Raw genomic sequence first — 24,002 nt, 5'->3', positions numbered from 1 at the left:
GTCTAGACCGTCACCCATGCGGCGTTGCTGGCCGACGACCGAACGCAGGCATCGACGAACACGACCCCCGCCAGACCGTCCTGCACCGTCGGATAAAGTGCAGCTGATGTCTCGCCCTTGGCATGTGCCGCAATGGCGTCGGCTGCCGCGGAATAGATATTGGCGAACCCTTCCAGATACCCCTCCGGATGACCGGCGGGAATGCGCACGCCGTCGCTGGCGCCGGATGCGCCGTTGCGCGTCAGGATCTGTGTCGGTGCGCCGAAGGGCGTGTACTCCATGACGTTCGGGTTCTCTTGCCCCCACGACAGGCCGCCTTTGTCGCCATAGATGCGCAGGGTCAGGCGGTTTTCATTGCCGGGGGCAACTTGCGAGCACCACAACATGCCACGCGCACCGCCCTGAAACCGCAGCAGGACATGGCCATTGTCGTCCACGCGCCGCCCCGGCACGAAGGATTGCAGATCGGCCGCAAGGCTGTCCAGCGTCAGCCCGGTGACGAAACACGCAAGGTTGTAGGCATGCGTGCCGATGTCGCCGGTGGATCCGCCAGCGCCCGAACGCGCCGGGTCGGTGCGCCAGTCGGCCTGCTTGTTGTCCGGGTCCGCGTCGGTCGTCAGCCAGTCCTGCGCATATTCGACCTGCACCACGCGGATCGTGCCCAGCTTGTCATCCGCCACCATCTGCCGCGCGTGCCGCATCAGCGGATAGCCTGTGTAGTTGTGGGTCAGCACGAAAAGCGCATCCGACGCCTCTGCCACTTTTACCAGCGCGTGCGCCTCCTCCAGTGTAGCGGTCAGCGGCTTGTCGCAGATCACGTGGATGCCGCGCTGCAGGAACGCCTTGGCGGCGGACGCATGCATGTGGTTCGGCGTCACGATGGCGACGGCCTGAATGCCGTCGTCGCGTGCGGCCTCCGCCTCGGCCATCGCCTCGAAATCCGCATAGATGCGGTCCTCGGCCAGCCCCAGATCCTGCCCCGATGCCAAGGCCTTCTCGGGCGTGGACGACAGCGCCCCCGCCACCAGCTCAAAACGGTCGTCCAGCCGCGCCGCATAGCGATGCACCGCCCCGATGAACGCCCCGCGCCCGCCGCCGACCATGCCCAGTCTGATCCGTGTCATCTCGTCTTCCCTTTCATCTGGCCGGATTAACTCCGGGGTCGCCCATTGGTGCGCCATTGGTCCAAGCCCAATGGGCGACGGCTGGCCCCGGTCCAACGGCCGCCCGGATCACAACCCAAGCATCTTCCGGTTCATTGCATCGTCGGTGCCACCCGCCGCGAAGTCGTCGAAGGCATGCGGCGTGACGCGGATGATGTGGTCACGCACGAACGCGGCACCCTCGCGGGCCCCATCCTCCGGATGCTTCAGCGCGCACTCCCATTCGACCACGGCCCATCCATCGAAGTCGTTGGCCGCCATCTTGGAAAACACCGCACCGAAATCGACCTGACCGTCGCCCAACGACCGGAATCGTCCGGCACGGTTCACCCAAGACTGGTAGCCGCCATATACACCTTGCCGACCCGTCGGATTGAACTCCGCGTCCTTGACGTGGAACATGCCGATCACGTCCTTGTAGATGTCGATGTTGTCCAGATAATCCAGACACTGCAGGACGTAGTGCGACGGATCGTACAGCATCTTGGCCCGCGCGTGGTTTCCGGTCCGTTCGAGGAACATCTCGAACGTCACGCCGTCATGCAGGTCCTCGCCGGGATGGATCTCGTAGCACAGATCGACACCGCGGCTGTCCGCGTGGTCCAGTATGGGACGCCAGCGCTTTGCCAGATCGTCGAAGGCCGCCTCGACCAGGCCCGCCGGGCGCTGCGGCCACGGATAGACGTAAGGCCACGCCAGCGCGCCGGAAAACGTCGCCTGTGCGGTCAGGCCGAGGTGGGCCGAGGCATCCAGCGCCTTTTTCACCTGATCCACCGCCCATGCCTGCCGCGCCTTGGGATCGCCATGCACGCTTGCATCGGCGAACCCGTCGAAGGCCAGATCATAGGCCGGATGGACCGCGACCAGCTGACCCTGCAGGTGGGTGGACAGTTCGGTGACGGTGATCCCGTTATCCACCGCCTGCCCCTTCCAGTCGTCGCACCAGCCCTTGCTGGCCGCTGCCTGATCCAGATCGAACAGCCGCTTGTCCCAGGTCGGCACCTGCACCCCGTCGTAGCCCATCTCCTTGGCCCACTTCGTGATGCCGTCCCATGTGTCGAAGGGGGCCTGATCCCCAGCGAACTGCGCCAGAAACAGCGCTGGTCCCTTGATGGTCTTCATGGTCGCGTCCTCCCTCAGACGTAGCGGTTGACGATGTTTTCCAGCTTCTCCTGCTGGCCCGACCGCGGCTGCGGATCGAGGCCCTCGGCCTTTGCCGCGATGCCGTCCAACGTCTGACCTTCGGCCAGATAATCCGACGTCTCCCACCCGGCGTAACGGGCGCGACGCGGGGCCTCCAGCGCGTCGTCCTCCAGCATCTTGGCCGCAGCCTTCAGCCCGCGCGCGCAGATGTCCATGCCGCCGATGTGGGCCGCGATCAGGTCTTCGGCATCCAGCGATTGGCGCCGCAGCTTGCTGTCGAAGTTCGTCCCCCCGGTGGTGAACCCGCCCGCCTTCAGCACCTCGTAATAGGCAAGGGCCGCTTCCGGTGCGTTGTTGGGGAACTGGTCGGTGTCCCAGCCGGACTGATAGTCGTTGCGGTTCATGTCGATGCTGCCGAACAGACCCAGCGTGCGGGCCATCGCCAGCTCATGTTCGAACGAATGGCCTGCGAGGATCGCGTGACCCTGCTCGACGTTCACCTTCACCTCGTTCTCCAGACCGAACCGCTTGAGGAAGCCGTACACCGTCGCCACGTCGTAGTCGTACTGATGCTTTGTCGGCTCCTGCGGTTTGGGTTCGATCAGGATCGCGCCCTTGAAGCCGATCTTGTGCTTGTATTCGACGACCATCTGCAGGAACCGCCCCATCTGGTTCAGCTCGCGGTCCAGATCGGTGTTCAGCAGCGTCTCATAGCCTTCGCGACCGCCCCACAGCACGTAGTTCTCGCCGCCCAGGCGATGGGTCACATCCATGCAGGCCTTCACCGTGGCCGCGCAATAGGCGAACACCTCCGGGTCGGGGTTGGTGCTGGCGCCGCTCATATAGCGGCGATGAGAAAACAGGTTCGCCGTGCCCCATAGCAGCTTCGGCCCGCCGTCTGCCATCTTCGTCTCGAAATGGTCGGCGATGACGTTCAGCCGGTCGCGGCTTTCGGCCAGCGTTGCGCCTTCGGGGCGTACGTCGTGGTCGTGGAAGCAGTAATAGGGCGTGCCGAGGATGCGGAACATGTCGAACGCCGCGTCGGCGCGCTGTTTTGCCAGTTCCATCGTGTCGGCGGGGAACCACGGGCGCTGGAACGTCTGCCCGCCGAAGGGATCGCCACCTTCCCACACGAAGCTGTGCCAATAGGCCACGGCAAAGCGCAGGTGATCCTCCATCCGCTTGCCCATCACGACCTCGTCCGGGTTGTAGTGGCGGAAGGCCAGCGGATTGGTGCTGTCGGGACCCTCGAACGTGACGGGTGCGATGTTGGCGAAGAAGTCGGTCATTGGATGTTCTCTTTGATGATGATGGACAATGGGATATTGCCGCGATCCGGGCTGACGGTTTGCCCGTCGGCCAGATCGCGCATGATGGAAAGCGCACGGGTCACGGCGCGGCCCGGGTCCTGGTCGATGACCAGATCGAACAGGTCGGATTGCAGGCCCGTGCGGGTGGTGCCGGTCAGCTCGTGCAGGATGGTGACCGGACGCAAGGTGCCGGGCGCCTCCGACAGCGCCTCCAGCAGACCGGCGTTGCCTGCCCCGATGGCATAGATGCCCAGCAACGGCACGTCCGCCATCGCCTGCAGCGCGATGCCTGCGATGCGGTCGGCGTCGTCCAACCCCTCGGCCACCGGCAGCACGGTCAGGGCGGGGTATTCCGCCTGCAACACCTGCCGGAACCCCAGCAGGCGTTGCGCATGGTCGCGGGCGGCCAGCGACCCGGCGATGACCAGAACCGGACCGGCGGGTTTGCGCACGAACCGTCCCATGAAGCGGCCAGCCATGCGACCCGCCACCTCGTTGTCGGGGCCGACATAGACGGCGCGCGCGGCAGCGCCCACGTCCGACACCAGAGTCAGAATATGCACGCCAGCGGCCCGCAGACGCAACAGTTCCGCCCGCACCGCGGGCACATCCGTCACCATGACGGCAAGGCAATCGGTCTGCGCAGGCGCGATGGCCCGCAGGGCGGCGACCTGTGCCGCGGAATCGAAGGTGGGTGAGGAACGCACCTCAACCTCGACCCGATCCTTGCGATAGCGCAGCGCCTGATCCGCGATGGCAGCGGTCAGATTCCGGACAAAGGACGATACCGGCGCGGGCAACAGAAAGACAAAGCGAAAGCCACGGCCGCGCGACAGGTTCGCTGCGAACTGGTCGCGGACATAGCCGGTCTTTTCGACGGCAAAATGCACCTTTTCAACGGACTTCGCCGCCACGCCGCCGCGATTGTTCAACACCCTGTCCACGGTGGCAAGGCTGACACGCGCCTCTCGGGCGACATCGTGGATCGTCGGTCGCTGCATGGTCTCTCCCTGCCGCAGACCCTAGCAGTCAGAAATGAGGAACGTCAATCATCCAGTTCGCGCGGCGCATAGCCAAAGGCGGAAAACCGCGCCTCGGCACTTTGCCCGGTCACGTCGTAGGCCATCATGCCGACGAAAGCCCCGGTGAAGGACGCGTGTTCGCCCTGTGCCCCTTCGTCGGACACGTGGAACGCCCCTCGCGCCGGGCCAAGCGGTTCCGCGCCGTTGCCTGCATCCCAATAGAACTGCTGCGTGGCCCCGCGCACCGCGACCCACAGGGTGATCGGGCCGTCCGGCACCGGCACGGGGGCGATGGGGTGATCCAGCTGCCCGGCAGGCCAGTCGCCGTTGCAAGAGATCAGCGTCAGGCACCGCTGTCTGCCTTCCTGCGTCAGGAAGGCCCCATGGAAATTGTGGCGATTGTAATAGGTGATCAGCCCCGCACCCTGTTGATATGACTGCGGTGCGAAGTTGAGCGTGGTGTGCGCGTCATAAGCCGCATCTTCCTGCCGCCGCGCGACCAGGGACTGGTCGAACCAGCTGCCGATGCTCTCGCGGCCCGTCAGGACCAATGCGCCGTCTTCGATGCGGAACAACCGGTCCGGCTGCGGCGTGCGCAGCCACTGAAACTCGGGTGGCAGCGCGTCAAAGCGGTCATGCTTGGTCGCCTGTCGCGGGGCCGTGGCAACGGGGTGCGGCACCTCGAGCGGCGGCAGCAGACCGCCCCCCTCGAGATAGAGCCAGTCGTCGCGCCAGACGACGCGGGCGATGCCCGTTTCCCGCCCGGTGGCGCAGAACGGTTTACCGTCGTGCAACAGAGGGCGACCCATCAGGTAGGTGTGCCAGCCGGTGCCGTCGGGCGCCTCGACGTATTGTCCGTGACCTGCGCGCTGCACCGGATGATCAGGTGCGCCCTTGGTGGTGATGACGTGCTTGTCGGGGTGATCCTCATACGGTCCGGTGATCGCCCGCGACCGCGCCAGCGTCACCGCATGGTCGTAACCGGTCCCGCCTTCGGCCGTGGTCAGGTAGTACCAGCCGTTGCGTTTGAACAGGTGCGGTGCTTCGGTCAGGCCGCGATCGGTGCCGGAATAGATGTTGGTGACTAGGCCGGTGAGGCCGCCGTCTGGCGACCATTCCTGCAACAGGATGCCGTCGAACCGGTCGTTGGCGGGGTTCACGCCGGACCCCGGACCGCGGTGGTTCCACTGCATGTTCACGAACCATTTGCGCCCGTCGTCGTCGTGGAACAGCGACGGGTCGAACCCGCTGCTGTTCACGTACCACGGGTCCGACCAGTCGCCGTCGATGGTCTCGCAGGTGGTGATGTAGTTGTGGGCGTCCTTCCACGCCCCTTCCAGCCGCTTCACGTCCGTGTACACCAGCCAGAATTTGCCGTCCGCATGGGACAGGCAGGGCGCCCAGATGCCGCCGCTGTCGGGATTGCCGCGCATGTCGAGCAATGCGGCGCGGTTCAGGGGCCGCGCCACAAGTGTCCAGTTCGCAAGGTCGCGCGAATGGTGAATCTGGACGCCGGGATACCACTCGAAGGTGGACGTCGCGATGTAGTAGTCCTCTCCCACCCGGCAGATGGACGGGTCCGGGTTGAAACCGGGCAGGATCGGATTGCGGATCATGACTTACTCCGGTGCGTTGTCGGACAGGCTGGATTTGGCCCACAGGTTGATCGCCTGATCGCCGGCCAGCGCGTCGATGCGGGCCAACTCGTCGGCGGTAAAGTCGAGGTTGTTGATGGCCCCGGCGCAGTCGGTGATCTGGCTGGGCTTGCTGGCCCCGATCAGCGCCGTGGTGATGCCGCCGTCGCGCAGCACCCAGGCGATGGCCATCTGTGCCAGGGTCTGGCCACGTTCCTCTGCAATCGCGTTCAGCCCCTTGATCGCGTCGATCGCCTGCGGGGTGATCAGCGACTTGTCCAAGGATTTGTCCTGTGCCGCGCGGCTGTCCGTGGGGATGCCGTTCAGGTATTTCGTCGACAGCATGCCCTGCGCCAGCGGCGTGAAGGCGATGGACCCCACGCCCAGATCGAGCAAGGCGTCCTTCAGCCCGTCGGTTTCCACCCAGCGGTTGAACATGTTGTAGCTGGGCTGGTGGATCAGCATGGGCACGCCCATCTCGTCCAGTATCGCGACCGCTTCGCGCGTCTTTTCGGTGTTGTAGCTGCTGATCCCGGCATAGAGCGCGCGGCCAGACGATACGATGTCGGCCAGCGCCCCCATCGTCTCCTCCAACGGGGTGTCGGGGTCGAAGCGGTGCGAATAGAAGATGTCGACGTAGTCCAGCCCCATGCGCTTCAGCGACGCATCGCAGGACGCCATCAGATACTTGCGGCTGCCCCATTCGCCGTAGGGGCCGTTCCACATGTGATAGCCCGCCTTGGAGCTGATGATCAGCTCGTCCCGGTAGCCATCGAGGTCCGTGCGCAGGATCTCTCCGAACGCCTCCTCTGCGCTGCCGGGGGGCGGGCCGTAGTTGTTGGCCAGATCGAAGTGCGTGATGCCCAGATCGAACGCCGTGCGGCACATGGCACGCTTGTTCTCGTGGTTGCTGTCGCCGCCGAAGTTGTGCCACAGCCCCAGCGACACGGCGGGGAGTTTCACCCCCGACGCGCCGCAGCGGCGGTAAACCATGCTGTCGTAACGGGTATCCGAGGGTCGATAGGTCATGCAGTCTCTTTCAACAGGGCGCGGGCCGCATCGGGGCCAAGGGCCGCGGGGCGGTCGCAGGTGGTGGTCATGTCCACGAACTGGCCCAATTCCCCGGATTTCAAGATGCTGGTCATCACGTCGGTGACGTGCACGGCAAGGTCGAGCGCGCAGCGGTGCGGACGATCCTCGACGATACCCTGCGCCATGTCTGCAAGTCCTGCCGTACGATAGTTGGCGCGGGGAATGGCCTTTTGCAGGTCCCAGTTGATGACGTTGAAGGGATGCTCCCACTCGGGCACCTCGGTCACCGTGCCTTCGGCATCGGATTGCCGCAGCACCCCGCCGAAATGGTTGGGGTCCGGCACGAACAGGACGCCGTTCGTGCCGTAAAGCTCCATGTTGTTGTGTTCGTGCGCCTTCACGTCCCAGCTGACGTTCAGGGTGACCGTGGCGCCACTCTCGAACGCCAGAAGCGCGTGGATCGTGGTGGCGACCTGCACGGGGATCGTCTCGCCCGCGCGGGGCTGCGACGTGATCGTGCGTTCGGTCTGCGCGGCGGAGGAGATCGCGGCGACCCGCTTTACCGGGCCCAGCAGTTGCACGAGGTTCGTGATGTAGTAGGGCCCCATGTCCAACACCGGACCGCCGCCGGGCTTGAAGAAGAAGTCGGGGTTGGGATGCCACATCTCCATCCCCGGCCCCATGAAATGCGCGGTGCCGGAGGTGACGGTGCCGATCCCGCCATCGTCGACGATGTGGCGCGCCTGCTGGTGCGCACCGCCAAGAAACGTGTCGGGTGCAGAGCCGATGCGCAGTCCCTTGGCCGCCGCGAGGTCGGCCAGCGACTTGGCCTGCTTCAGCGTCAGCACCAGCGGCTTTTCCGTATAGGCGTGCTTGCCCGCGTCGAGGATGCGTTTCGTCACGTCGTAATGCGCATCGGGGATCGTGAGGTTCACGATGATGTCGATGTCGTCGGAGGCGAGGAGGTCGCTGACAGTCCGCGCCTTCAGCCCGAACTCCTTGGCTTTCGCAAGCGCCCCCTCCTCGTTCATATCGGCCACGGCGATGAACTGGATGTTACGGTATTTGGGGGCCAGCGTCAGATAGGCGGTCGAGATGTTGCCGCAGCCGATCAGGCCGACGTTCAGAATGGTCATGGTCGCGACTTTCTTACAGGGTGTTCATGTAGGCGAGCGCACGGCTGGCGAAACGGTGGTCGTCCACGGGCTTGTCGTGTTCCATCACGAACAGATCGCCGCCCGCAGCCTTGAGCGCCGCGAAGTGACCGGGCCAGTCCAGCGTGCCGTGGCCCGCGTCCGCCCAGCCGTCCTGATCGGCGTTCTCGCCCTGCGGCGCACGGTCCTTGACGTGGGCGGCGATGATGCGTGAGCCGTATTGCGCGATCACATCGGCCGGGTCGTGGCCCGCGACGGCGGCCCAGGCCACGTCGAATTCGAAATCCACGCCGTCATGCGCCAGGATCAGGTCGATGGGCAGCTCTCCGGTGGGCAGGGCCTTGAATTCGAATTCGTGGTTGTGCCAGCCGAACTGCAGGCCCGCATCGCGGATCGGCTGTCCCGCCGCCGCCAGACGCTTGCCGAAGGCTGTCCAGCCGTCCGCGTCGGTCGGACGCTGGTCGGGCATGATGAAGGGCACGATCACCTTTTGGATGCCCAGCGCACGGGCGATGGTCAGCGTGCCGGTGGCGTCGCCTGCCACCTGATCCATCGAAAAGTGGCCCGACGGCATGGTCAGCCCGGTTTCGTCCAGCGCGGCCTTGGTCGCGTCCAGATCCGCATAGACGGGGCCGTAACCCTCCACATGGGCATAACCGAGGGCGGCCAGCATCCCCAGCGTCTCGGACAGGGGGCCCGCATCGCGCGAGCTGTAGAGTTGGTAGGAGAAATCGGTCATGTGTTCGGTCCTTGGGTCGGGTGGGTCGCGCTGTAGAGGTCGCGCAACAGGAATGTGGGTGTGGCGTTTGCGTCCGTGGGCACGAACCGCAGGGTCGCCGTATGGTCCGGGCCGAGGTGGATGGCGTTGCGGTCGAACCGCCCCGGAACCGATGCCTCTGCGTTGACATAGAACGCCATCGCCTGTGCCGTGATCTGCAGCACATAGGCGTCGCCGTCGCGGCCGACGGTCAGGTCCAGTTGCGGCGGCAGCAGGTCATAGGCCTTGTAGGGGCGGGGTGCGAAGACGTCGCCGCCCTTGGCCCCGTTGCTGGCGGTCCATCCGAACGACAGCATCTCTTGCGACCGGATCGCACTGGCGGGCACACGCAGCAGTTCCACGGCGCTGTCGGTCACGTGACCTTTGCCCTGTACCAGATCGCGCGTCGTGCCGTCCATCGCGCAGGCCCATGCGGTCACCGTCACATCCACGCCGTCGCGGTGATCGTTCACTGCGCGCAGCACCAGGTCGTCGCCGTCCGGCATCACGACCACGGTGACGGGGGCGTAGAAATCGCGGCTCAGATGATGCAGCACCTTCCACCCGCCGCCGTAATCCAGCGACGCCCACGAACACACCGGCCACGTGTCGTTCAATTGCCAGATCAGCGTGCCCATGCAATGCGGCTTTAGCCCGCGCCACTGGGTGACGGCGGTCTTGATGGCCAGCGCCTGCTGCACCTGACTGACATAGACGAAATTCTCGAAATCCACCGGAAAGCGGAAATAGCGAAACATGGTCTCGGCGATGCGGGCGTTGCCGCCGGCGTTCTTCTGGTGCGCCTCCATCACCGGGGCGGCGATGTTGAAGTCAGTTGGGTCGGCGAACTGGCGGACGATGTCCATCGATGGATAGCTCTGGAATCCGAACTCCGAACAGAACCTCGGGGCGACGTCGCGGTAGTGGTCGAAATCGCGCCCCTCATGCCAGACCGACCAGAAGTGCATGTCGCCAGACGAGTCGTCATGCCACGCGTCGCCGAAGGACAGCGGCCCGGTGGACGGACTGGACGGCCACCAGTTGGCGGTCGGATCGGTGTCGCGCAACGCGACCTCTACGCAGCGGTTCAGGCGATCGTAGTTCACCAGATAACGGTCGCGGTCGGCGCGGCTCACGTCATACCACGTGAGCGCGCCCACCAGCTCGTTGTCGCCGCACCACAGCGCCAGACAGGCGTGGTGGTGCATCCGGGCGACGTTGTCGTGCACCTCTGCCGTGACCTCACTCAGATAAGCGGGGTCGGACGGATAGAGGTTGCAGGCGAACATGAAGTCCTGCCACACGAGCAGGCCAAGTTCGTCGCAAGCGTCATAGAAGCTGTCGGGTTCATACCGCCCGCCGCCCCAGATGCGCACCATGTTCATATTCGCGTCCACGGCGGATTGCAGCAGGTCGCGTGTCTTGGCGTCCGTAATGCGGCCCGGCAGGGCGTCGGCGGGGATCCAGTTCGCCCCCTTGCAGAACACGTCATGCCCGTTCACCCGGATCTTGAAACCAAGGCCGGCAGCGTCCTTTTCCGCCACAAGTTCCATCGTCCGCAGTCCGATGCGTCGCGTAGCGGTGGCGGTGCCGGCAGTCACGGTCAGGTCGTGCAGCGTTTGATCGCCAAGGCCCACGGGCCACCACAGCGCAGGCGCGGTCAGCGTGAACGACAAGGTGCAGCGCCCGTCACGCGCCTCGGCCGTGGCGGATTGTCCGGCAAGCGTCGCGGTCACGGGGCCGTCGTGGTGCGCGGTGTGCGCCGTCACGGTGACTGTCACGCTGTCGCCGTCATGGGCCTGCGCGATGGCCAGCCGGTCGATCCGCGCGGCCTGCGACGGCTCTAGCCGCAGGGCGCCATAGCTGCCGGAGGTCGCCAGCGCGATGTTCCAGTCCCAGCCGAAATCGCAGGCGGGCTTGCGCAGGAAATTGCCATAGGGGATGGGGCAGTTGTGCGACCATGGCACGGGAAACGGATGCGCGTCGGACAGGGCCTTGCCCGCCGCCACCGGGGAATGGAACGTGATGCGGATGCTGTTGCGCCCCACCCGCGCCGCGTCGCCCAGCGCCACGCGGTAGGTGCGGAACGCATTGGCCGCCTGCAGCACGACCACATCGTTCACCGCGACGGTCGCCACGGTGTCGAGTTCAGACATCACCAGATCAACTTGCGGATCCGTCAGATCGAAGTCCCGTGTCACGATCCAGTCGCCTTCGCAGATCCAGCGCAGGTCATATTCGTTCTGCCCCGCATACGGGTCCGGAATCAGCGCCGCATCGTGCAGGGCGGTGATAATGTCGCCGGGCAGCGTCATCGGGGCGGTCATGGTGCCGTCGGCGGACTGCAGCGTCCACGCGCCGGTCAGGTCGAGCGATGTCACAGGCGGTCCTCGGTGGTCTTGTCGAACAGGGATGCGGTTGCGGGGTCGATGCCGATCGTCAGCCGGTCGCCCGGTTTCACCTGCGCCTGACCGTCCATCCGGATGCGGAAGGTCTGGCCGCCGAATTCGCAATAGACGAGCGTGTCGGACCCCATCGGTTCCACCAGATCGACGGTCACGTCGGTCGTATAGGGGGCCGACCGCAGGGTGTCGCCGGTCATCACATGCTCTGGCCGGATGCCGATGATCGCTGGCGTGCCGGGCGCAGGCTGCGATTTGAACGCATAGGCGCCCAGCGGCAGATCGTGGCCCGGGATGCGCATGGTCTGGCCCTCGACCGTGCCGTGCATGAACGTCATCGACGGCGACCCGATGAAATCCGCGACATAGAGGTTCTGCGGACGGCCATAGATCTCTGCGGGCGTGCCCAGCTGCATGATCTTGCCGCCGCGCATGATGGCGATGCGGTCGGCCAGCGTCATCGCCTCCACCTGATCGTGGGTAACGTAGATCATCGTGTTCTTCAGGCTGTTGTGCAGACGCTTCAACTCCACCCGCAGGTCGGCACGCAGTTTCGCATCGAGGTTCGACAGCGGCTCGTCGAACAGGAACACCTCCACGTCACGCACCAGGGCGCGTCCGATGGCGACCCGCTGGCGCTGACCGCCCGACAGGGCACCGGGCTTGCGTTTCAGCAGCGGCCCGATCTGCAGCACCTCTGCGGCGCGGGCCACGCGTTTGTCGATCTCGGCCTTGGGCACCTTTGCGTTCTTCAGACCGAAGCTCAGGTTCCCCTCTACCGTCATCTGGGGGTAGAGGGCGTAGCTCTGGAACACCATGCCGATGCCGCGCTCGCTCGGCTCTGCCCAAGTGACGTTGCGGCCCTTGATCCAGATCTGCCCGTCGGTCGGTTCCAGCAGACCTGCGATCACGTTCAGCAGCGTGGACTTGCCGCAGCCGGAGGAGCCCAGCAGCACCAGAAACTCGCCGTTGCCGATGTCGAGGTTGAGGTCCTGCAGCACCTTCACCGCACCGAACGACAGGTCCAGATGCTGGATCGAGACGGAGGTATCTTGCATGTTCACGGGATTATCCTTTCACCGCGCCGGCGGCGATGCCGCGGACAAAGAGCTTGCCGGAGGCAAAGTAGATGGCGAGGGGAACGAGGCCGGTCAGCAGGGTCGCGGCCATATTGACGTTGTATTCCTTCACCCCCTGCACCGAGTTGACGATGTTGTTCAGCTGCACGGTCATCGGATAGGCGTCGGGCGACGAAATGTAGGTGACCCCGAACAGGAAGTCGTTCCAGATCCCCGTGACCTGGATGATCAGGGCCACGACGAAGATCGGCAGCGACATGGGCATGATGATCTTGAAGAAGATCGCCCAGAACCCAGCGCCGTCCACACGCGCCGCCTTGAACAGCTCCTCCGGGATGCTGGAGAAGTAATTGCGGAACAGCAACGTGTTGATCGGCATGCCGAAGGCGACGTGCACCAGCACCAGCCCGGTCAGCGAGCCATAGAGACCCGCCTCTCGCAGCAGGATCACGATGGGATAGAGCATGATCTGGTAGGGGATGAAGGCGCCGATCATCAGGATGGTGAAGAACACCTCCGACCCGCGGAATTTCCACATCGACAGGGCGTAACCGTTCACCGACGCGATGGCGACCGACAGGATGACCGACGGGATCAGGATGGTGACGCTGTTCCAGAACCCGCGCGACAGCCCGTCGCAGTTGATGCCCGTGCAGGCCTCTGACCACGCCTTGACCCAGGGCTGGAACGTGACCTCCAGCGGCGGGGCAAAGATGTTGCCCATGCGGACTTCCGGCATTCCCTTTAGCGAGGTGACGATCATCACGTAAAGCGGCAGCGCGTAATACATCGCGAACACGAACAGCGTGCCATAGACGATGATGTTGCCGCGGCTCAGCTTCTTCTTGGGCTTGGCGCCGCGGGGGCCGTCCAGCAGGGTGTGGATGGGGTGTTGCGCCGCCTTTGTGGCCGCAAGGATACCGACATCAGCCATTCTTCTTGCCTCCGAATTCGAGGTAGGCCCAGGGGATCAGGATGATGACGACCATCACCAGCATCATCGTGGATGCGGCAAAGCCCTGACCCAGGTTCTGCCCGCCGAACATGGTGTTCATCACGTATTTCGCAGGCACTTCGGAACTAATGCCCGGCCCGCCGGAGGTCTGCGCCACAACCAGATCATACAGCTTCACGATACCCGCCGCGATCAGCACCAGCGCCGTCACGAAGACCGGGCGCATCATGGGGATTATGATGCGGACATAGGTCTTGACGGTGCCGATGCCGTCCACGCGGGCGGCCTTCCAGATGTCCTCGTCGATGCCGCGCAGACCGGCCAGCATGATGCACATGATCAGGCCGGTGCCCTGCCACAGACCCGCGATCAGCAGGCCGTACATGACGATCGACGGGTTGTTCAGCGGATCGAAGGTGAACGTGGACCAGCCCAACTCGCGCACGACCGACTGCAGACCGAACTCGGGGTTCAGGATCCACTGCCAGACAAGGCCCGTGACGATGAACGACAACGCAAAGGGATAGAGGAAGATCGACCGGAACACCGCTTCGCCCCTGATCTTGCGGTCCAGCAGCGCCGCAAGGATGAAGCCGATCACCAGCGTCCCGATGAGCGAGAAGAAACCGAACAACGCGAGGTTCTGGATCGACACGATCCATTTGCGCGTGCCCCACAGTCGCTCGTACTGCTCCAGCCCCACCCATTCCAGCCGTGGCAGCAGACCAGAGCCCGTAAAGGAATAGAGCACCGTCCATAGCGTTCCGCCAAGAAAGATCACGACGGCAGTAAAGATCAGCGGCAGCATCGCCACCTTGGCGGACATGTTGCGGAACAGGCGCGACGGCCTGCGCACGGCTCCGCCCTGCCCCTCGCCGGGGCGTGTTTGTGTGATTGTCATGGGCTCCCCCCTTGATGCCGGCCCCCGTGATCCGGTCGGGCCATCCGGTGTTCCCGCACCGGGTGCAACGGGCCCCCGACCAGTCGGCGGGGGCCCGTCATGTTCGCATCATCGCTGTCCGTCAGTCGGCGTCGGCGATGATCGCGGCATACCGCTCTTGCGCTTCGGCAGGTGTCATGGCCGGCGTCGACCAGAACTCCGTGATCAGGTCGTTGGCCTGCGTGGTGGTGTCCGGCGACAGCAGCTGCGTGCCTGCGGGCACCGTGGCCCCGGCCGCCAGCAGGTCGAGACCCTTCTGCGTGCACTCGTTCACGGTCGTCAGGTCGACGTCCGGGCGCACCGGCAACGATCCCTTGGCCGAGTTGAAGGCCACCTGCACCTCGGGGGACAGCAGGAGTGCCGCCAGTTCCTTCTGCGCGGCCTGAACCTCGGGATCGTCGATCACCGGAAAGAAGAACGCATCGCCGCCCGTATCCAGCAGGGCCACGTCGCCCAGGCCCGGCAGGCAGGAATAGTCCGTGCCGGCCACTTCGCCGGCCAGTGCGAATTCGCCCTGCGCCCAGTCACCCATGATCTGTGCTGCGGCCGTATCCTCGATCACCGCGGCAGTCGCCTGGTTCCAGTCCTGCACGCTCAGGCCGTTCGACAGCTCGCGTGCCTCGCCGAAGGCCTCGAACACGGCGGTATATTCCGGCCCCATCACGATTTCGGAGTTCTTGTCCACGTTGACGGCGCGCCACGCTTCCTCACCGGCCAGCGCCAGCGCCATCACGCCGAATGCGCCGTTCTGCTGCCACGGCTGACCACCCATCGCCAGCGGCACGATGCCGGCTTCGCGGATCGCAGGTGCGGTTTCCATGAACTCGGCCCAGTTGGTGGGCACAGGTACGCCAGCCGTTTCATAGGCGGCGTTCGACAGCCACATCCACTGCCAGGAATGGATGTTGACCGGCACGCAGAATACGCGCCCGTCATAGGTGCAGCTGTCCATCAGGGACGTTGGCGACACGATATCGGCCCAGCCCTCGGCCTCGGCCACATCGGTGATGTCGAGGATCAGGCCCGCCTCGATCAGTTCCTCGGCCTGACGGCCATGGTTGAACTGGAACGCAGCGGGTGGATCGCCACCGATGATCCGGGACACCATGATCGGACGCGCCGTGTCACCGCCGCCAGCGATGGCACCATCAACCCATGTGTTGCCGGTCGCAGTCCAGGCGTCCGCAAACTTCGTGACGGCGGCGGCCTCCCCCCCGGATGTCCACCAGTGCATCACCTCCAGATCGACTGCGCCCGCGCTCCCCGCCGCGCAGATCGCCGTCGCTGACAGCAGTTTTGTGCTGAGTTTCACGATTCTAACCTCCCTGATCTAAATCGTTGTAGGAACGCTACTCCGAACCTGTTTGCGCAAACAAGACTGTTTTTTTCGTCGCTTGAAATTTAGGCTACGACATCGGGACGGCTTGCTGACCGGGCTGATTTCGTCGATGCGGCAGCGAACAGAGAAGGACGATCCGTGGACACGCCACAGCCCGACACCGCACGCAAACCCACGCTCAAGACGATCGCGGGGCTGACGGGGCTTGCCGTGCCGACCGTGTCCCGCGCCCTGTCGGGGGCGGTGGACATCAGCCTCGACACCCGCGCCAGGGTGCGCGCGGTGGCCGACCAGATCGGCTATGTCCCCAACCGTGCGGGCGTCCGCCTGCGCACCGGGCGGACCAATGTGATCTCGCTCGTGCTGTCCACGGAACACGACGTGATGAACCACACGGCCAAGCTGATCGCCGCCGTCGCGGGCGGGTTGCGCAACACGCCGTTCCACCTGAACATTACGCCCTATTTCAAGGACGAGGACCCGATGAAGCCGATCCGCTATCTGGCAGAAACCGAATCAGCGGATGCGGTGATCTTCAACCAGATCCTGCCGCAGGACCCGCGCGTGCGGTATCTGCTGGACCGCGGATTCCCCTTTGCCACGCACGGGCGCAGCATCTGGTCCGACGAACACGCGTGGTTCGACTTCGACAACCGTGCCTATGGCGCCCTGGGCGTACGATCGCTGGCCGGGCGGGGTCGGCGACGGATCCTGCTGATCGCCCCGCCGCAGGGGCAATCCTATGCCGCCGCGATGATCGACGGCTGCCGGACGGCAGCCCATGCCGCCGGCGTCGATCTGACGATCCTCGACGGGCTGACCAGTGACGCACCAATGGACGACGTCGAGGCGCGGATGCTGGATGCCCTGCACGGGCCCGATGCCCCTGACGGCGTTATTGCCGCGTCGCCCAACGCCGCGCTTGCGACCATCGCCGCCTGCAATGGCCGCGGTCGCCGCCTTGGTGAGGATATCGACATCTTCGCCAAGGAGGCCATCCGGTTCCTGCGGCGGATCCATCCGCAGGTCATCGCGGTGTCGGAGGACACGGGCGCGGCCGGTGATTTCCTGTGCCGCGCGGCCATGGCCCGCGTCCGCACCCCCGATGCGCCGCCTCTGCAGTATCTGGACACGCCGCCCGACTGCATGCCCTGACCCGCATGGGCTGGCATCCGCGCGCGGCCCGCGTCAGGATGGCGGCAGCTGCCAAGGGGGGATCAGCACATGGCCGGATTGTGGTTCGAGGATTTCACCGTCGGGATGCGGTTCGACCATCCGTGGACACGGACGGTGACGGAAACCGACAACCGTTGGTTTTCGCTGCTGACGATGAACCCCCAGCCCCTGCACATCGACGCCCATGCGGCGGCGCAGACGGAATTCGGCCGACCACTGGTGAATTCGCTGTTCACGCTGGGCTGCCTCGTCGGCATGACCGTGAACGATACCACGCTGGGCACGACGGTCGCCAACCTCGGCATGACCGACGTGACCTTTCCCCACCCCCTGTTCGAGGGCGATACGATCCATGTCACGACCGAGGTGATGGCCTTGCGGCCCAGCGCCTCGCGCCCCGGTCAGGGGATCGTCACGTTCAGGCATCGCTGTTTCAACCAGACCGACGATCTGGTCGCGGTCTGCGACCGGGCCGCCCTGATGAAGGGGCGCCCCGCATGACCCTGTGGCACCGGTCGTTCCTGTTCGTCCCCGGCGACAGCGCCCACAAGCAGGACAAGGCGCGCGGCAGCGGTGCCGATGCGCTGATCCTCGATCTGGAGGATTCGGTCGCAGCAGACGCCAAGGACGCCGCCCGCACCCAGACCGCCCGCTGGCTGGAGGAGGGCGCGCCGATGGCGCGGCTGGTGCGAGTCAACGCCCTTTCTACGGGCCGCACCGCCGACGACGTGGCACAGACGGCCCCCGGTCGCCCCGATGGCTATGTCCTGCCCAAGTGCGAAGGTGTGACCGACATCGCGGCCCTTGCTGCCATGATCGCGCAGGCGGGGCTGGACGTGCCGATCCTCGTCATCGCGACGGAAACCGTCCGCGCCGTGCGCCGCCTGATGTCGCAGGACTGGGCGCATCCGGCGCTGGGCGGCGTGACCTGGGGGGCCGAGGATCTGGCCGCCGATCTGGGCGCGCTGGCGAACCGCGACGCGCATGGCGACTGGTTGCCGCCGTTCGCGCTGGCCCGGACATTGGCGCTGCTGGCGGCCAAGGATTCGGGCGTCGCGGCGATCGACGGGCCGTTTACCGGCCTTGGCGACACGATGGGACTGCAGGCCGCGTCCCGCGCGGCGTTCACCATGGGGTTCGACGGCAAGCTGGCGATCCACCCCGCACAGGTGCCCACGATCAACCGCGCCTTTACCCCGTCGGACGACCAGATCGCCCATGCCCGCCGTGTCGTGGATGCCATGTCCGGCACCGGTGTCGCAGCGCTGGACGGCCAGATGCTGGACCAGCCGCACCTGCGACAGGCGGAAAGGATCCTTGCACGCACCGACCGCTGACCTGCGGGTCGGTGGCCAAGATCCCGTCGGAGTTCATGCCTTGTTCACGCCCATGACCTAAAAGAGGCAAGCTACCGCATGAGGGCACGATGCAGATTGATCCCGACCAGACCGCGGACCTGATGGCGATCCAGCAGGTTATCGACCGCAACGTCCTGCTGCCGTTGTTCGAACATGCGGCGCGGGAAATCCTCGTGCTGGATGCGGGCGATCTGCATGTTTTGGCCGCGAACGATCAGGCGCGCCGAACGCTGGGCCGCCCGATGCGCCACCTGCGGCAGATGACCCTGTCCGCGATCCTGCCGGATCTGGCGCCGGATCGGTTGGACCGATTTCTTGCGCGGTTCATGCGGTCGCACCGGCGGCGGGTCCGCTGCCGGCTGCGTCATGGGGCATCCGTGTATGATGTCGATCTGATGATGTTGCCGGGCCGGCAGCAGACCCTCGTCGTGCAGGCGCAGAATGTCACCGACACCCTGGATGCGCTGCGACAGGCCGATGCGGCAGAGGCGCGCTTGCTGACCGCCATCGACGCCCTGTCGGACGGCTTTGCGTTGTTCGATGGCGACGACCGGCTCGTGATCTGCAACGAAACCTATCGCCTGCTGTATCCGGATACCGCACCGGTGATTCAGCCCGGCACCGCCTTTGTCGACATCCTGCGCTATGGGCTGGCGCGGGGGCAGGTCATCGACGGCATCGGACGAGAGGAGGCGTGGCTACGCGAAAGGCTGGATCAGCACCGCCGGATGCCCGGCCCGATCGAGCAGAAGCTGACGAACGGACGCTGGCTGCGGATCGTGGAACGCGAAACATCCGACGGGGGGCGCGTCGGACTTCACGTGGACATCACCACGCTGAAGGAACAGCAATACGCACTGCGTCGGCTGGCCATCACCGACGAACTGACCGGCCTGCGCAACCGCCGCAATCTGCTGGAGGATATCGCCCTGCTGGCCGATGACCTGCGCGACGGACAGTGCGTGGTCGTGTTTCACATGGACCTCGACCGGTTCAAGTCCGTAAACGACGTCTATGGCCATGCGGCGGGCGACCATGTGCTGAAACATTGTGCCGCCCTGCTGGAAGGGGCGGTGATGCCCGGCGACATCACCGCACGGGTCGGCGGCGACGAATACATCGTCGTCCGCCGCATGGCCCGCGACACCGTTGCGGTGACAGCGTTTGCCGATCAGATCATCGCGCGCATGATGGAACCCATCGGATATGCCGGTCAGTATATGCACATCGGCGCCTCTGTCGGGATCGCCGTGCTGGACCCCGATACCGTCGCATCCCTGCGCGGCACCGTGCTGAGCGCTGCCGACCTCGCGCTGTGCGAGGCCAAGAAGACCGGATGTTGCGCCGTCATCTTCGAGGCGGCGATGCGCGAACAGGTTCTGTCGACCAGTGCGCTGGCCCGCGATCTGCAACTGGCCATGAAACGGCAGGAATTCGTGGCCCATTTCCAGCCGCAGATCGACGCCGGCCGTGGCTGCTGCGTTGGGTTCGAGGCGTTGTTGCGCTGGCGCCATCCCCGTGACGGCATCGTCGCGGCGGGTGCGTTCCTTGACGTGGCGCAGCGGGCGGGTCTGACCGAATCGCTCGATGCCCTGATGCTGGATGCGGCCTGCCATGCCCTGCGGTGGCTGGCGGATCACGGCTGGCCGCATGTCAGCGTCAGCATCAACATGTCGAAGGCACAGTTGAGCGATCCTCGCCTCCTGTCACGGTTGATCGACAGTCTGAGCCGCCACGGCGTCTCACGGCACCTGCTGCGCATCGAGTTGCTGGAATCGACGCTGCTGGACGAACGCGCCGGTCATTTCGTGGACAACGTCAAGGCGATGGTCGCCGCGGGGTTCGTGGTGGAACTGGACGATTTCGGCACCGGCCACGCCGCCATCGCCGCCCTGCGCAAGTTTCAGGTTTCGCAGATCAAGATCGACCGCAGCTTCGTGCGAGACATCGACACCGATACCGAACTGCAAAAGCTGACGGGCGCCATCGTCGGCATGGCCCACAGCCTCGACATTGACGTCCTTGCCGAAGGGGTCGAGACGCAGGCGGAGCGTGACTGGCTCTCGTCCGCTGGCTGCACCCTGATGCAGGGATGGTTCTACGGCAAGGCCGTCCCATTGCCAGAGGTGGCGACCCTGCTTGCCCGCTGGCCCGCCACGGGTCAGCCGCGGATCAACGTATCGCCAAAGTCGATGCGCGGCGTCAGTTGAACGACATCGCCGTCACCCTCGCGGCCGGCGACCCGATCCGCGATGATCCGGGCCGCCCTGTGACCGATCTCGAACCGGCAGGCATCCATGGTGGCCAGGCGGCGCGGCAGTCCGGCCAGCAATTCGACACCGTTGAACCCGGCCAGCCCGATCTGCCCGGGAATGTCGATCCCGCGATCCAGCAGGTACATCAATCCGCCGGCACCGATCATGTCGTTGGAGTAATACAGGAAATCGAGGTCGGGATGCCGGTTCAGCATGGCCTGCGTCATCTCTCGTCCCTTGATCAGGGCCGACCCGCCCGCATAGAAATCGCGGTCGGCGATTTCGATGCCGGACCGCGCCAGCGTGTGCGTAAAACCCTCGAAACGCTTGCGCGCCCGGTGATCGAGGGGCATCTGCGTGCCCATGAACCCGATCCGGCGATATCCTGCGGCGATGATCGCCTCGGCCATTTCGCGCCCGGCCCTGCGGTGCGAGATGCCGACGCAGGCATCGATCGGATCGCCGTCCGTGTCCATGATCTCGACGACGGGGACATCTGCCTGCGCCAGCATGGCGCGCGACGGGTCGGAATGTTCGAGGCCCGCGATGATGATGCCTGCGGGCCGCCACGACAGCATCTCGAACAGCACCTGCTCCTCCTTGTCGGGGCGGTACTCCGTCACGCCGAACACGGGCTGCAGTTCGGTGGCGTCGAGCGCGTCCGAAATCCCAGACAGAACCTCGGGAAAGACCATGTTCTTGAGCGACGGGATGATGACCGCCACCAGATTGACATGACTGGACGCCAGAGACCCCGCGATGCGGTTCGGCACATAGCCCAGACGCTTCGCTGCTGCCTGGACCTTGGTCCGGGTCGCCGGACTGACGTCGCCCTTGTTGCGCAGCACGCGGCTGACGGTCATCTCGCTGACGCCTGACGCCTCCGAGACATCGCGCAGCGTCATGGGGCGGCGGGGCGGTTTCTTCATGATGGCGATCCTGCAGACGGGCGGTGCGTCGATCCTATCCACAGGTGCTGCACCTGTCCAAGGCTCAGCAGCGTGACGTTGACCCGCCGTGCCATTCCGGGCAATGAAGACGCGATGGTCCCGTGGCTCAACTGGATAGAGCAGCCCCCTCCTAAGGGGCAGGTTACAGGTTCGAATCCTGTCGGGATCACCAAAACACCTATAAAATATAGTTGTCGAAGGCAGAGGGTGCGATCACAGCCCCAGTGAGTTGGCCATCGATGATCGTAGGGAACACCTTCGCCAGTTGCGCCTGCACGTCATCGCGAACCGACGGACGCGTGACTGACCAGAGCGGCACGAGCATCTTGCCATGCAGAAGGCAGACGTGACAGTGCCTCAACAGCCAATGACCGCGCATCGCCATGGCGGTGAGGGGTTCCAGTGCGCCCTTGGCGTCCCGCCGAAGGCAATCGGGACATCCGCGAACTTCCGGATTTCTGATGGCCCGCGAGACGATCTGCTCTCCCCGATAGGCCATCCGCACGCCCTCCTGCGGCAGTCCAGTCCATGTGACCAGTTCTTTAACCTGCGCCTGGTTCAAATCGGCCAGTTGGGCAATTGCGTCGACGACATCCCCGTGCAGTGCGAAGAACCCGTTCTTTGGCAGACCGAAGTCGTTCAGGAAATCCTGCAGGCTGACGCCGTTGACCGCAGCCAAGCGGCCCACGAAGGCGTAATACGTCTCGCGCGGCTGTGGGTCAGTGCGGAGGGCCAAGGCAGATGACAAGTCTCAGCCCCCAACAACACAGTGCTTACCGGCGGCCGTCTGGAACCTCTCTGTCCAGTGAGAACTTCGGCAACTGATACAATTGGCAGAGCATGGCATCCGGGGGATGAACCATTCGATCGGATCGCTGTCAATATCCTCCCGCTTCGCGAGATCACGTCGACCTTCGCGGGTAGGCCTGTCGTTCTGCAATGCCACAATCTGGAAATTTTGACGCTTGAGAAATATCGATTGGTCATCGATAATCGGGCTACGGCACACCACATCTTTTCTGTCTATCCCCCCTGTGGAGCAGGCTGCGATGGAATACCTCGACCTGTTGTGGCTTCTTCCCGCTGCGTCGATCGCATATGTCACAGCGCGCATAGCGGCCGGAAATCGACGGTTCAAGCGAGAGCTTGAGGATGAAGGATTGGCAGCTTTTCACGACATGGCGGCCGCGTGGCGCGAGTCCAGATCGCAAGACGCCGCTGGACTCGATGCACGGACAGAACAGCAGGGCCCCGCAGGCGCTCGATCGGCATCAGATCTCGAACGCGACCTCAATCGCGCTCAGGCGTCTCTCCCACGAAAGTCGGCGGACGATACCGCTGCACAACGGGAGGTGAGACTGGCGACGGCCGCCATGTTGTCCGCGCTGAAAGCGCATCCCGACATTTTCAAGTAGGCCTATGGTCGGGGAGTTTGAGCAGGCCTCAACGATCGGCCTTCAACCTCATCATGAGCAGGACTGCGTCCGCCGAGCGCGCAGCACCTGCTCTGTCCGGTCGCGGAGCGGTCAGATGATGGGTATCGATGCGCTTGATGATCCGCGCTGGCACTGATTGTGCAGACCGAGCTGAAGCTGGATCCGCATTCCGGGGTGACGATCGTGTTCCGTTCGAAACGCGGCGACAGATTGAAGATTTTGGTTTGGGACGGAACAGGTCTCGTGATGGTCTACAAAGTTTTGGAACAAGGCAACTTTGCCTGGCCGAAGGTTCAGGACGGGACAATGCGGCTGTCGCGGGCCCAGTATGAGGCTTTGTTCGAAGGTCTGGACTGGCGCCGGATCGTTGCGCATCGGGTCGCTCCACCCAGTGCAGCGGGATGATTTAATCAGCTGTTCTGGCGTTGTTTTATTGGCCTTTCCTGTGCGGATCGGCTATGAATCTGCATGTCGCAGCCCTTCGATCTCAGCCAGTTTCCAGACCTTCCACCTGAGGTGATGAAGGCTTTTGCCGCGCAGTCCGCGGCACTGGATGCAGCACGGCTTGAAGCCTCTGTCGAGCGTGCGGCCCGCCTGCATGAGCAGGCTGTGGGCGCTGAGAAGGACGCCTTCATCACCGAACTGACGGCACTGATCGAAAAGCTGGAAGGTCAGGTCGGACAATACCGACATGCGAAGTTCGGGCCGAAATCGGAAAAGCTGGACCCCGCGCAACTCGAGCTGGCGCTGGAGGATCTGGAAGCCGCCATCGCGGAAACCCAGGAACAGATTGCCGCGGTCGAGGAGAAGATCGCGGCCAGCGAGACCGATCCCGAGAAGAAGGCGCCGCGCAAGAAGCGCAAGGCGCGCGCCTTGCCGGAACACCTGACGCGCGTC

22 protein-coding genes and 1 tRNA gene are annotated in these 24,002 nt (G+C 64.7%); 8 read left to right on the top strand and 15 right to left on the bottom strand.

Going from position 1 to position 24,002, the window contains the following annotated elements; genetic code table 11:
• Nucleotides 1-2 precede the first annotated feature (2 nt).
• The 13 genes from BMX16_RS06960 to BMX16_RS06900 all read right to left on the bottom strand — a co-directional run bounded on the left by BMX16_RS06960 (nucleotide 3) and on the right by BMX16_RS06900 (nucleotide 15,903).
• Entirely contained in the window at nucleotides 3-1,124 is a 1,122-nt protein-coding gene (locus BMX16_RS06960) for a Gfo/Idh/MocA family protein (protein WP_089900802.1), read from the bottom strand.
• A 108-nt stretch (nucleotides 1,125-1,232) separates the two neighbouring features.
• Nucleotides 1,233-2,285 (bottom strand): sugar phosphate isomerase/epimerase family protein, encoded by a 1,053-nt coding sequence (locus tag BMX16_RS06955; RefSeq protein WP_089900799.1) that lies wholly within the window; start codon nucleotides 2,283-2,285, stop codon nucleotides 1,233-1,235.
• 14 nt (nucleotides 2,286-2,299) lie between these two features.
• Nucleotides 2,300-3,595 carry a xylose isomerase gene (xylA, locus tag BMX16_RS06950; protein WP_089900795.1) on the bottom strand — a complete coding sequence of 432 codons (1,296 nt, stop codon included), beginning with the start codon at nucleotides 3,593-3,595 and terminating at the stop codon, nucleotides 2,300-2,302.
• Entirely contained in the window at nucleotides 3,592-4,617 is a 1,026-nt protein-coding gene (locus BMX16_RS06945) for a LacI family DNA-binding transcriptional regulator (RefSeq protein WP_089900791.1), read from the bottom strand. Before BMX16_RS06945 ends, xylA begins: the two co-directional genes overlap by 4 nt.
• A 44-nt stretch (nucleotides 4,618-4,661) precedes the next feature.
• Nucleotides 4,662-6,254 (bottom strand): glycoside hydrolase family 43 protein, encoded by a 1,593-nt coding sequence (locus BMX16_RS06940; protein ID WP_089900788.1) that lies wholly within the window; start codon nucleotides 6,252-6,254, stop codon nucleotides 4,662-4,664.
• A gap of 3 nt (nucleotides 6,255-6,257) precedes the next feature.
• Nucleotides 6,258-7,301 carry an L-glyceraldehyde 3-phosphate reductase gene (gene mgrA / locus BMX16_RS06935; RefSeq protein ID WP_089900784.1) on the bottom strand — a complete coding sequence of 348 codons (1,044 nt, stop codon included), beginning with the start codon at nucleotides 7,299-7,301 and terminating at the stop codon, nucleotides 6,258-6,260.
• A complete protein-coding gene (locus BMX16_RS06930) occupies nucleotides 7,298-8,440 on the bottom strand; it encodes a Gfo/Idh/MocA family protein (RefSeq protein ID WP_089900781.1) in 1,143 nt (380 codons plus the stop codon). Before BMX16_RS06930 ends, mgrA begins: the two co-directional genes overlap by 4 nt.
• A gap of 13 nt (nucleotides 8,441-8,453) precedes the next feature.
• Nucleotides 8,454-9,197 (bottom strand): sugar phosphate isomerase/epimerase family protein, encoded by a 744-nt coding sequence (locus tag BMX16_RS06925; RefSeq protein WP_089900777.1) that lies wholly within the window; start codon nucleotides 9,195-9,197, stop codon nucleotides 8,454-8,456.
• Nucleotides 9,194-11,596, bottom strand: coding sequence for a beta-mannosidase (locus tag BMX16_RS06920; protein ID WP_245731403.1), 2,403 nt, complete (start codon nucleotides 11,594-11,596; stop codon nucleotides 9,194-9,196). The genes BMX16_RS06925 and BMX16_RS06920 overlap by 4 nt, the downstream gene beginning before the upstream one ends.
• Nucleotides 11,593-12,675, bottom strand: a complete 1,083-nt coding sequence (locus BMX16_RS06915) for an ABC transporter ATP-binding protein (protein ID WP_089901192.1) — start codon at nucleotides 12,673-12,675, stop codon at nucleotides 11,593-11,595. The genes BMX16_RS06920 and BMX16_RS06915 overlap by 4 nt, the downstream gene beginning before the upstream one ends.
• Before the next feature lie 10 nt (nucleotides 12,676-12,685).
• A complete protein-coding gene (locus BMX16_RS06910) occupies nucleotides 12,686-13,630 on the bottom strand; it encodes a carbohydrate ABC transporter permease (protein WP_089900774.1) in 945 nt (314 codons plus the stop codon).
• Nucleotides 13,623-14,552, bottom strand: a complete 930-nt coding sequence (locus BMX16_RS06905; protein ID WP_089900771.1) for a carbohydrate ABC transporter permease — start codon at nucleotides 14,550-14,552, stop codon at nucleotides 13,623-13,625. The genes BMX16_RS06910 and BMX16_RS06905 overlap by 8 nt, the downstream gene beginning before the upstream one ends.
• 121 nt (nucleotides 14,553-14,673) lie before the next feature.
• Complete coding sequence (locus BMX16_RS06900) at nucleotides 14,674-15,903, bottom strand: ABC transporter substrate-binding protein (protein ID WP_218139847.1); 1,230 nt, start codon at nucleotides 15,901-15,903, stop codon at nucleotides 14,674-14,676.
• Nucleotides 15,904-16,068: 165 nt separating this feature from the next.
• On the opposite strand from BMX16_RS06900, the gene BMX16_RS06895 reads away from it, so the two are divergent.
• The 4 genes from BMX16_RS06895 (at nucleotide 16,069) to BMX16_RS06880 (ending at nucleotide 20,674) form a co-directional block, all read left to right on the top strand.
• Nucleotides 16,069-17,085, top strand: a complete 1,017-nt coding sequence (locus BMX16_RS06895) for a LacI family transcriptional regulator (RefSeq protein ID WP_089900768.1) — start codon at nucleotides 16,069-16,071, stop codon at nucleotides 17,083-17,085.
• 15 nt (nucleotides 17,086-17,100) lie between these two features.
• The gene (locus tag BMX16_RS06890) at nucleotides 17,101-17,607 is read left to right on the top strand and encodes a MaoC family dehydratase (RefSeq protein WP_342707814.1); all 507 of its coding nucleotides are present in this window, start codon (nucleotides 17,101-17,103) and stop codon (nucleotides 17,605-17,607) included.
• Nucleotides 17,604-18,443: an HpcH/HpaI aldolase/citrate lyase family protein gene (locus BMX16_RS06885; RefSeq protein ID WP_218139846.1), complete on the top strand. Its 840-nt coding sequence runs from the start codon at nucleotides 17,604-17,606 to the stop codon at nucleotides 18,441-18,443. The genes BMX16_RS06890 and BMX16_RS06885 overlap by 4 nt, the downstream gene beginning before the upstream one ends.
• 89 nt (nucleotides 18,444-18,532) lie before the next feature.
• The gene (locus BMX16_RS06880; RefSeq protein ID WP_089900762.1) at nucleotides 18,533-20,674 is read left to right on the top strand and encodes a putative bifunctional diguanylate cyclase/phosphodiesterase; all 2,142 of its coding nucleotides are present in this window, start codon (nucleotides 18,533-18,535) and stop codon (nucleotides 20,672-20,674) included.
• Here the strand turns inward: BMX16_RS06880 and BMX16_RS06875 are convergent.
• Nucleotides 20,626-21,648: a LacI family DNA-binding transcriptional regulator gene (locus BMX16_RS06875; protein WP_089900759.1), complete on the bottom strand. Its 1,023-nt coding sequence runs from the start codon at nucleotides 21,646-21,648 to the stop codon at nucleotides 20,626-20,628. The genes BMX16_RS06880 and BMX16_RS06875 overlap by 49 nt on opposite strands.
• Before the next feature lie 116 nt (nucleotides 21,649-21,764).
• Between BMX16_RS06875 and BMX16_RS06870 the strand changes: the two genes are divergently transcribed.
• A tRNA-Arg gene (locus tag BMX16_RS06870) sits at nucleotides 21,765-21,841 on the top strand.
• A 6-nt stretch (nucleotides 21,842-21,847) separates the two neighbouring features.
• Here BMX16_RS06870 and BMX16_RS06865 read toward each other — a convergent pair.
• Complete coding sequence (locus BMX16_RS06865; RefSeq protein ID WP_177174597.1) at nucleotides 21,848-22,405, bottom strand: TniQ family protein; 558 nt, start codon at nucleotides 22,403-22,405, stop codon at nucleotides 21,848-21,850.
• Nucleotides 22,406-22,718: 313 nt separating this feature from the next.
• On the opposite strand from BMX16_RS06865, the gene BMX16_RS06860 reads away from it, so the two are divergent.
• The 3 genes from BMX16_RS06860 to BMX16_RS06850 form a co-directional block, all read left to right on the top strand.
• Nucleotides 22,719-23,084 carry a hypothetical protein gene (locus BMX16_RS06860; RefSeq protein WP_089900754.1) on the top strand — a complete coding sequence of 122 codons (366 nt, stop codon included), beginning with the start codon at nucleotides 22,719-22,721 and terminating at the stop codon, nucleotides 23,082-23,084.
• 147 nt (nucleotides 23,085-23,231) lie between these two features.
• Nucleotides 23,232-23,510, top strand: coding sequence for an IS66 family insertion sequence element accessory protein TnpB (gene tnpB / locus BMX16_RS06855; RefSeq protein WP_089900751.1), 279 nt, complete (start codon nucleotides 23,232-23,234; stop codon nucleotides 23,508-23,510).
• Nucleotides 23,511-23,573: 63 nt separating this feature from the next.
• The coding region (locus tag BMX16_RS06850) for an IS66 family transposase (protein WP_218139845.1) at nucleotides 23,574-24,002 on the top strand (429 nt) is incomplete at its 3' end.

It is taken from the genome of Loktanella fryxellensis (genome assembly GCF_900110065.1).
In the GTDB taxonomy this organism is placed as follows: domain Bacteria; phylum Pseudomonadota; class Alphaproteobacteria; order Rhodobacterales; family Rhodobacteraceae; genus Loktanella; species Loktanella fryxellensis.
Note: the sequence above shows the minus strand (reverse complement) of the source record. Positions and strands in the feature narration are given on the sequence as shown.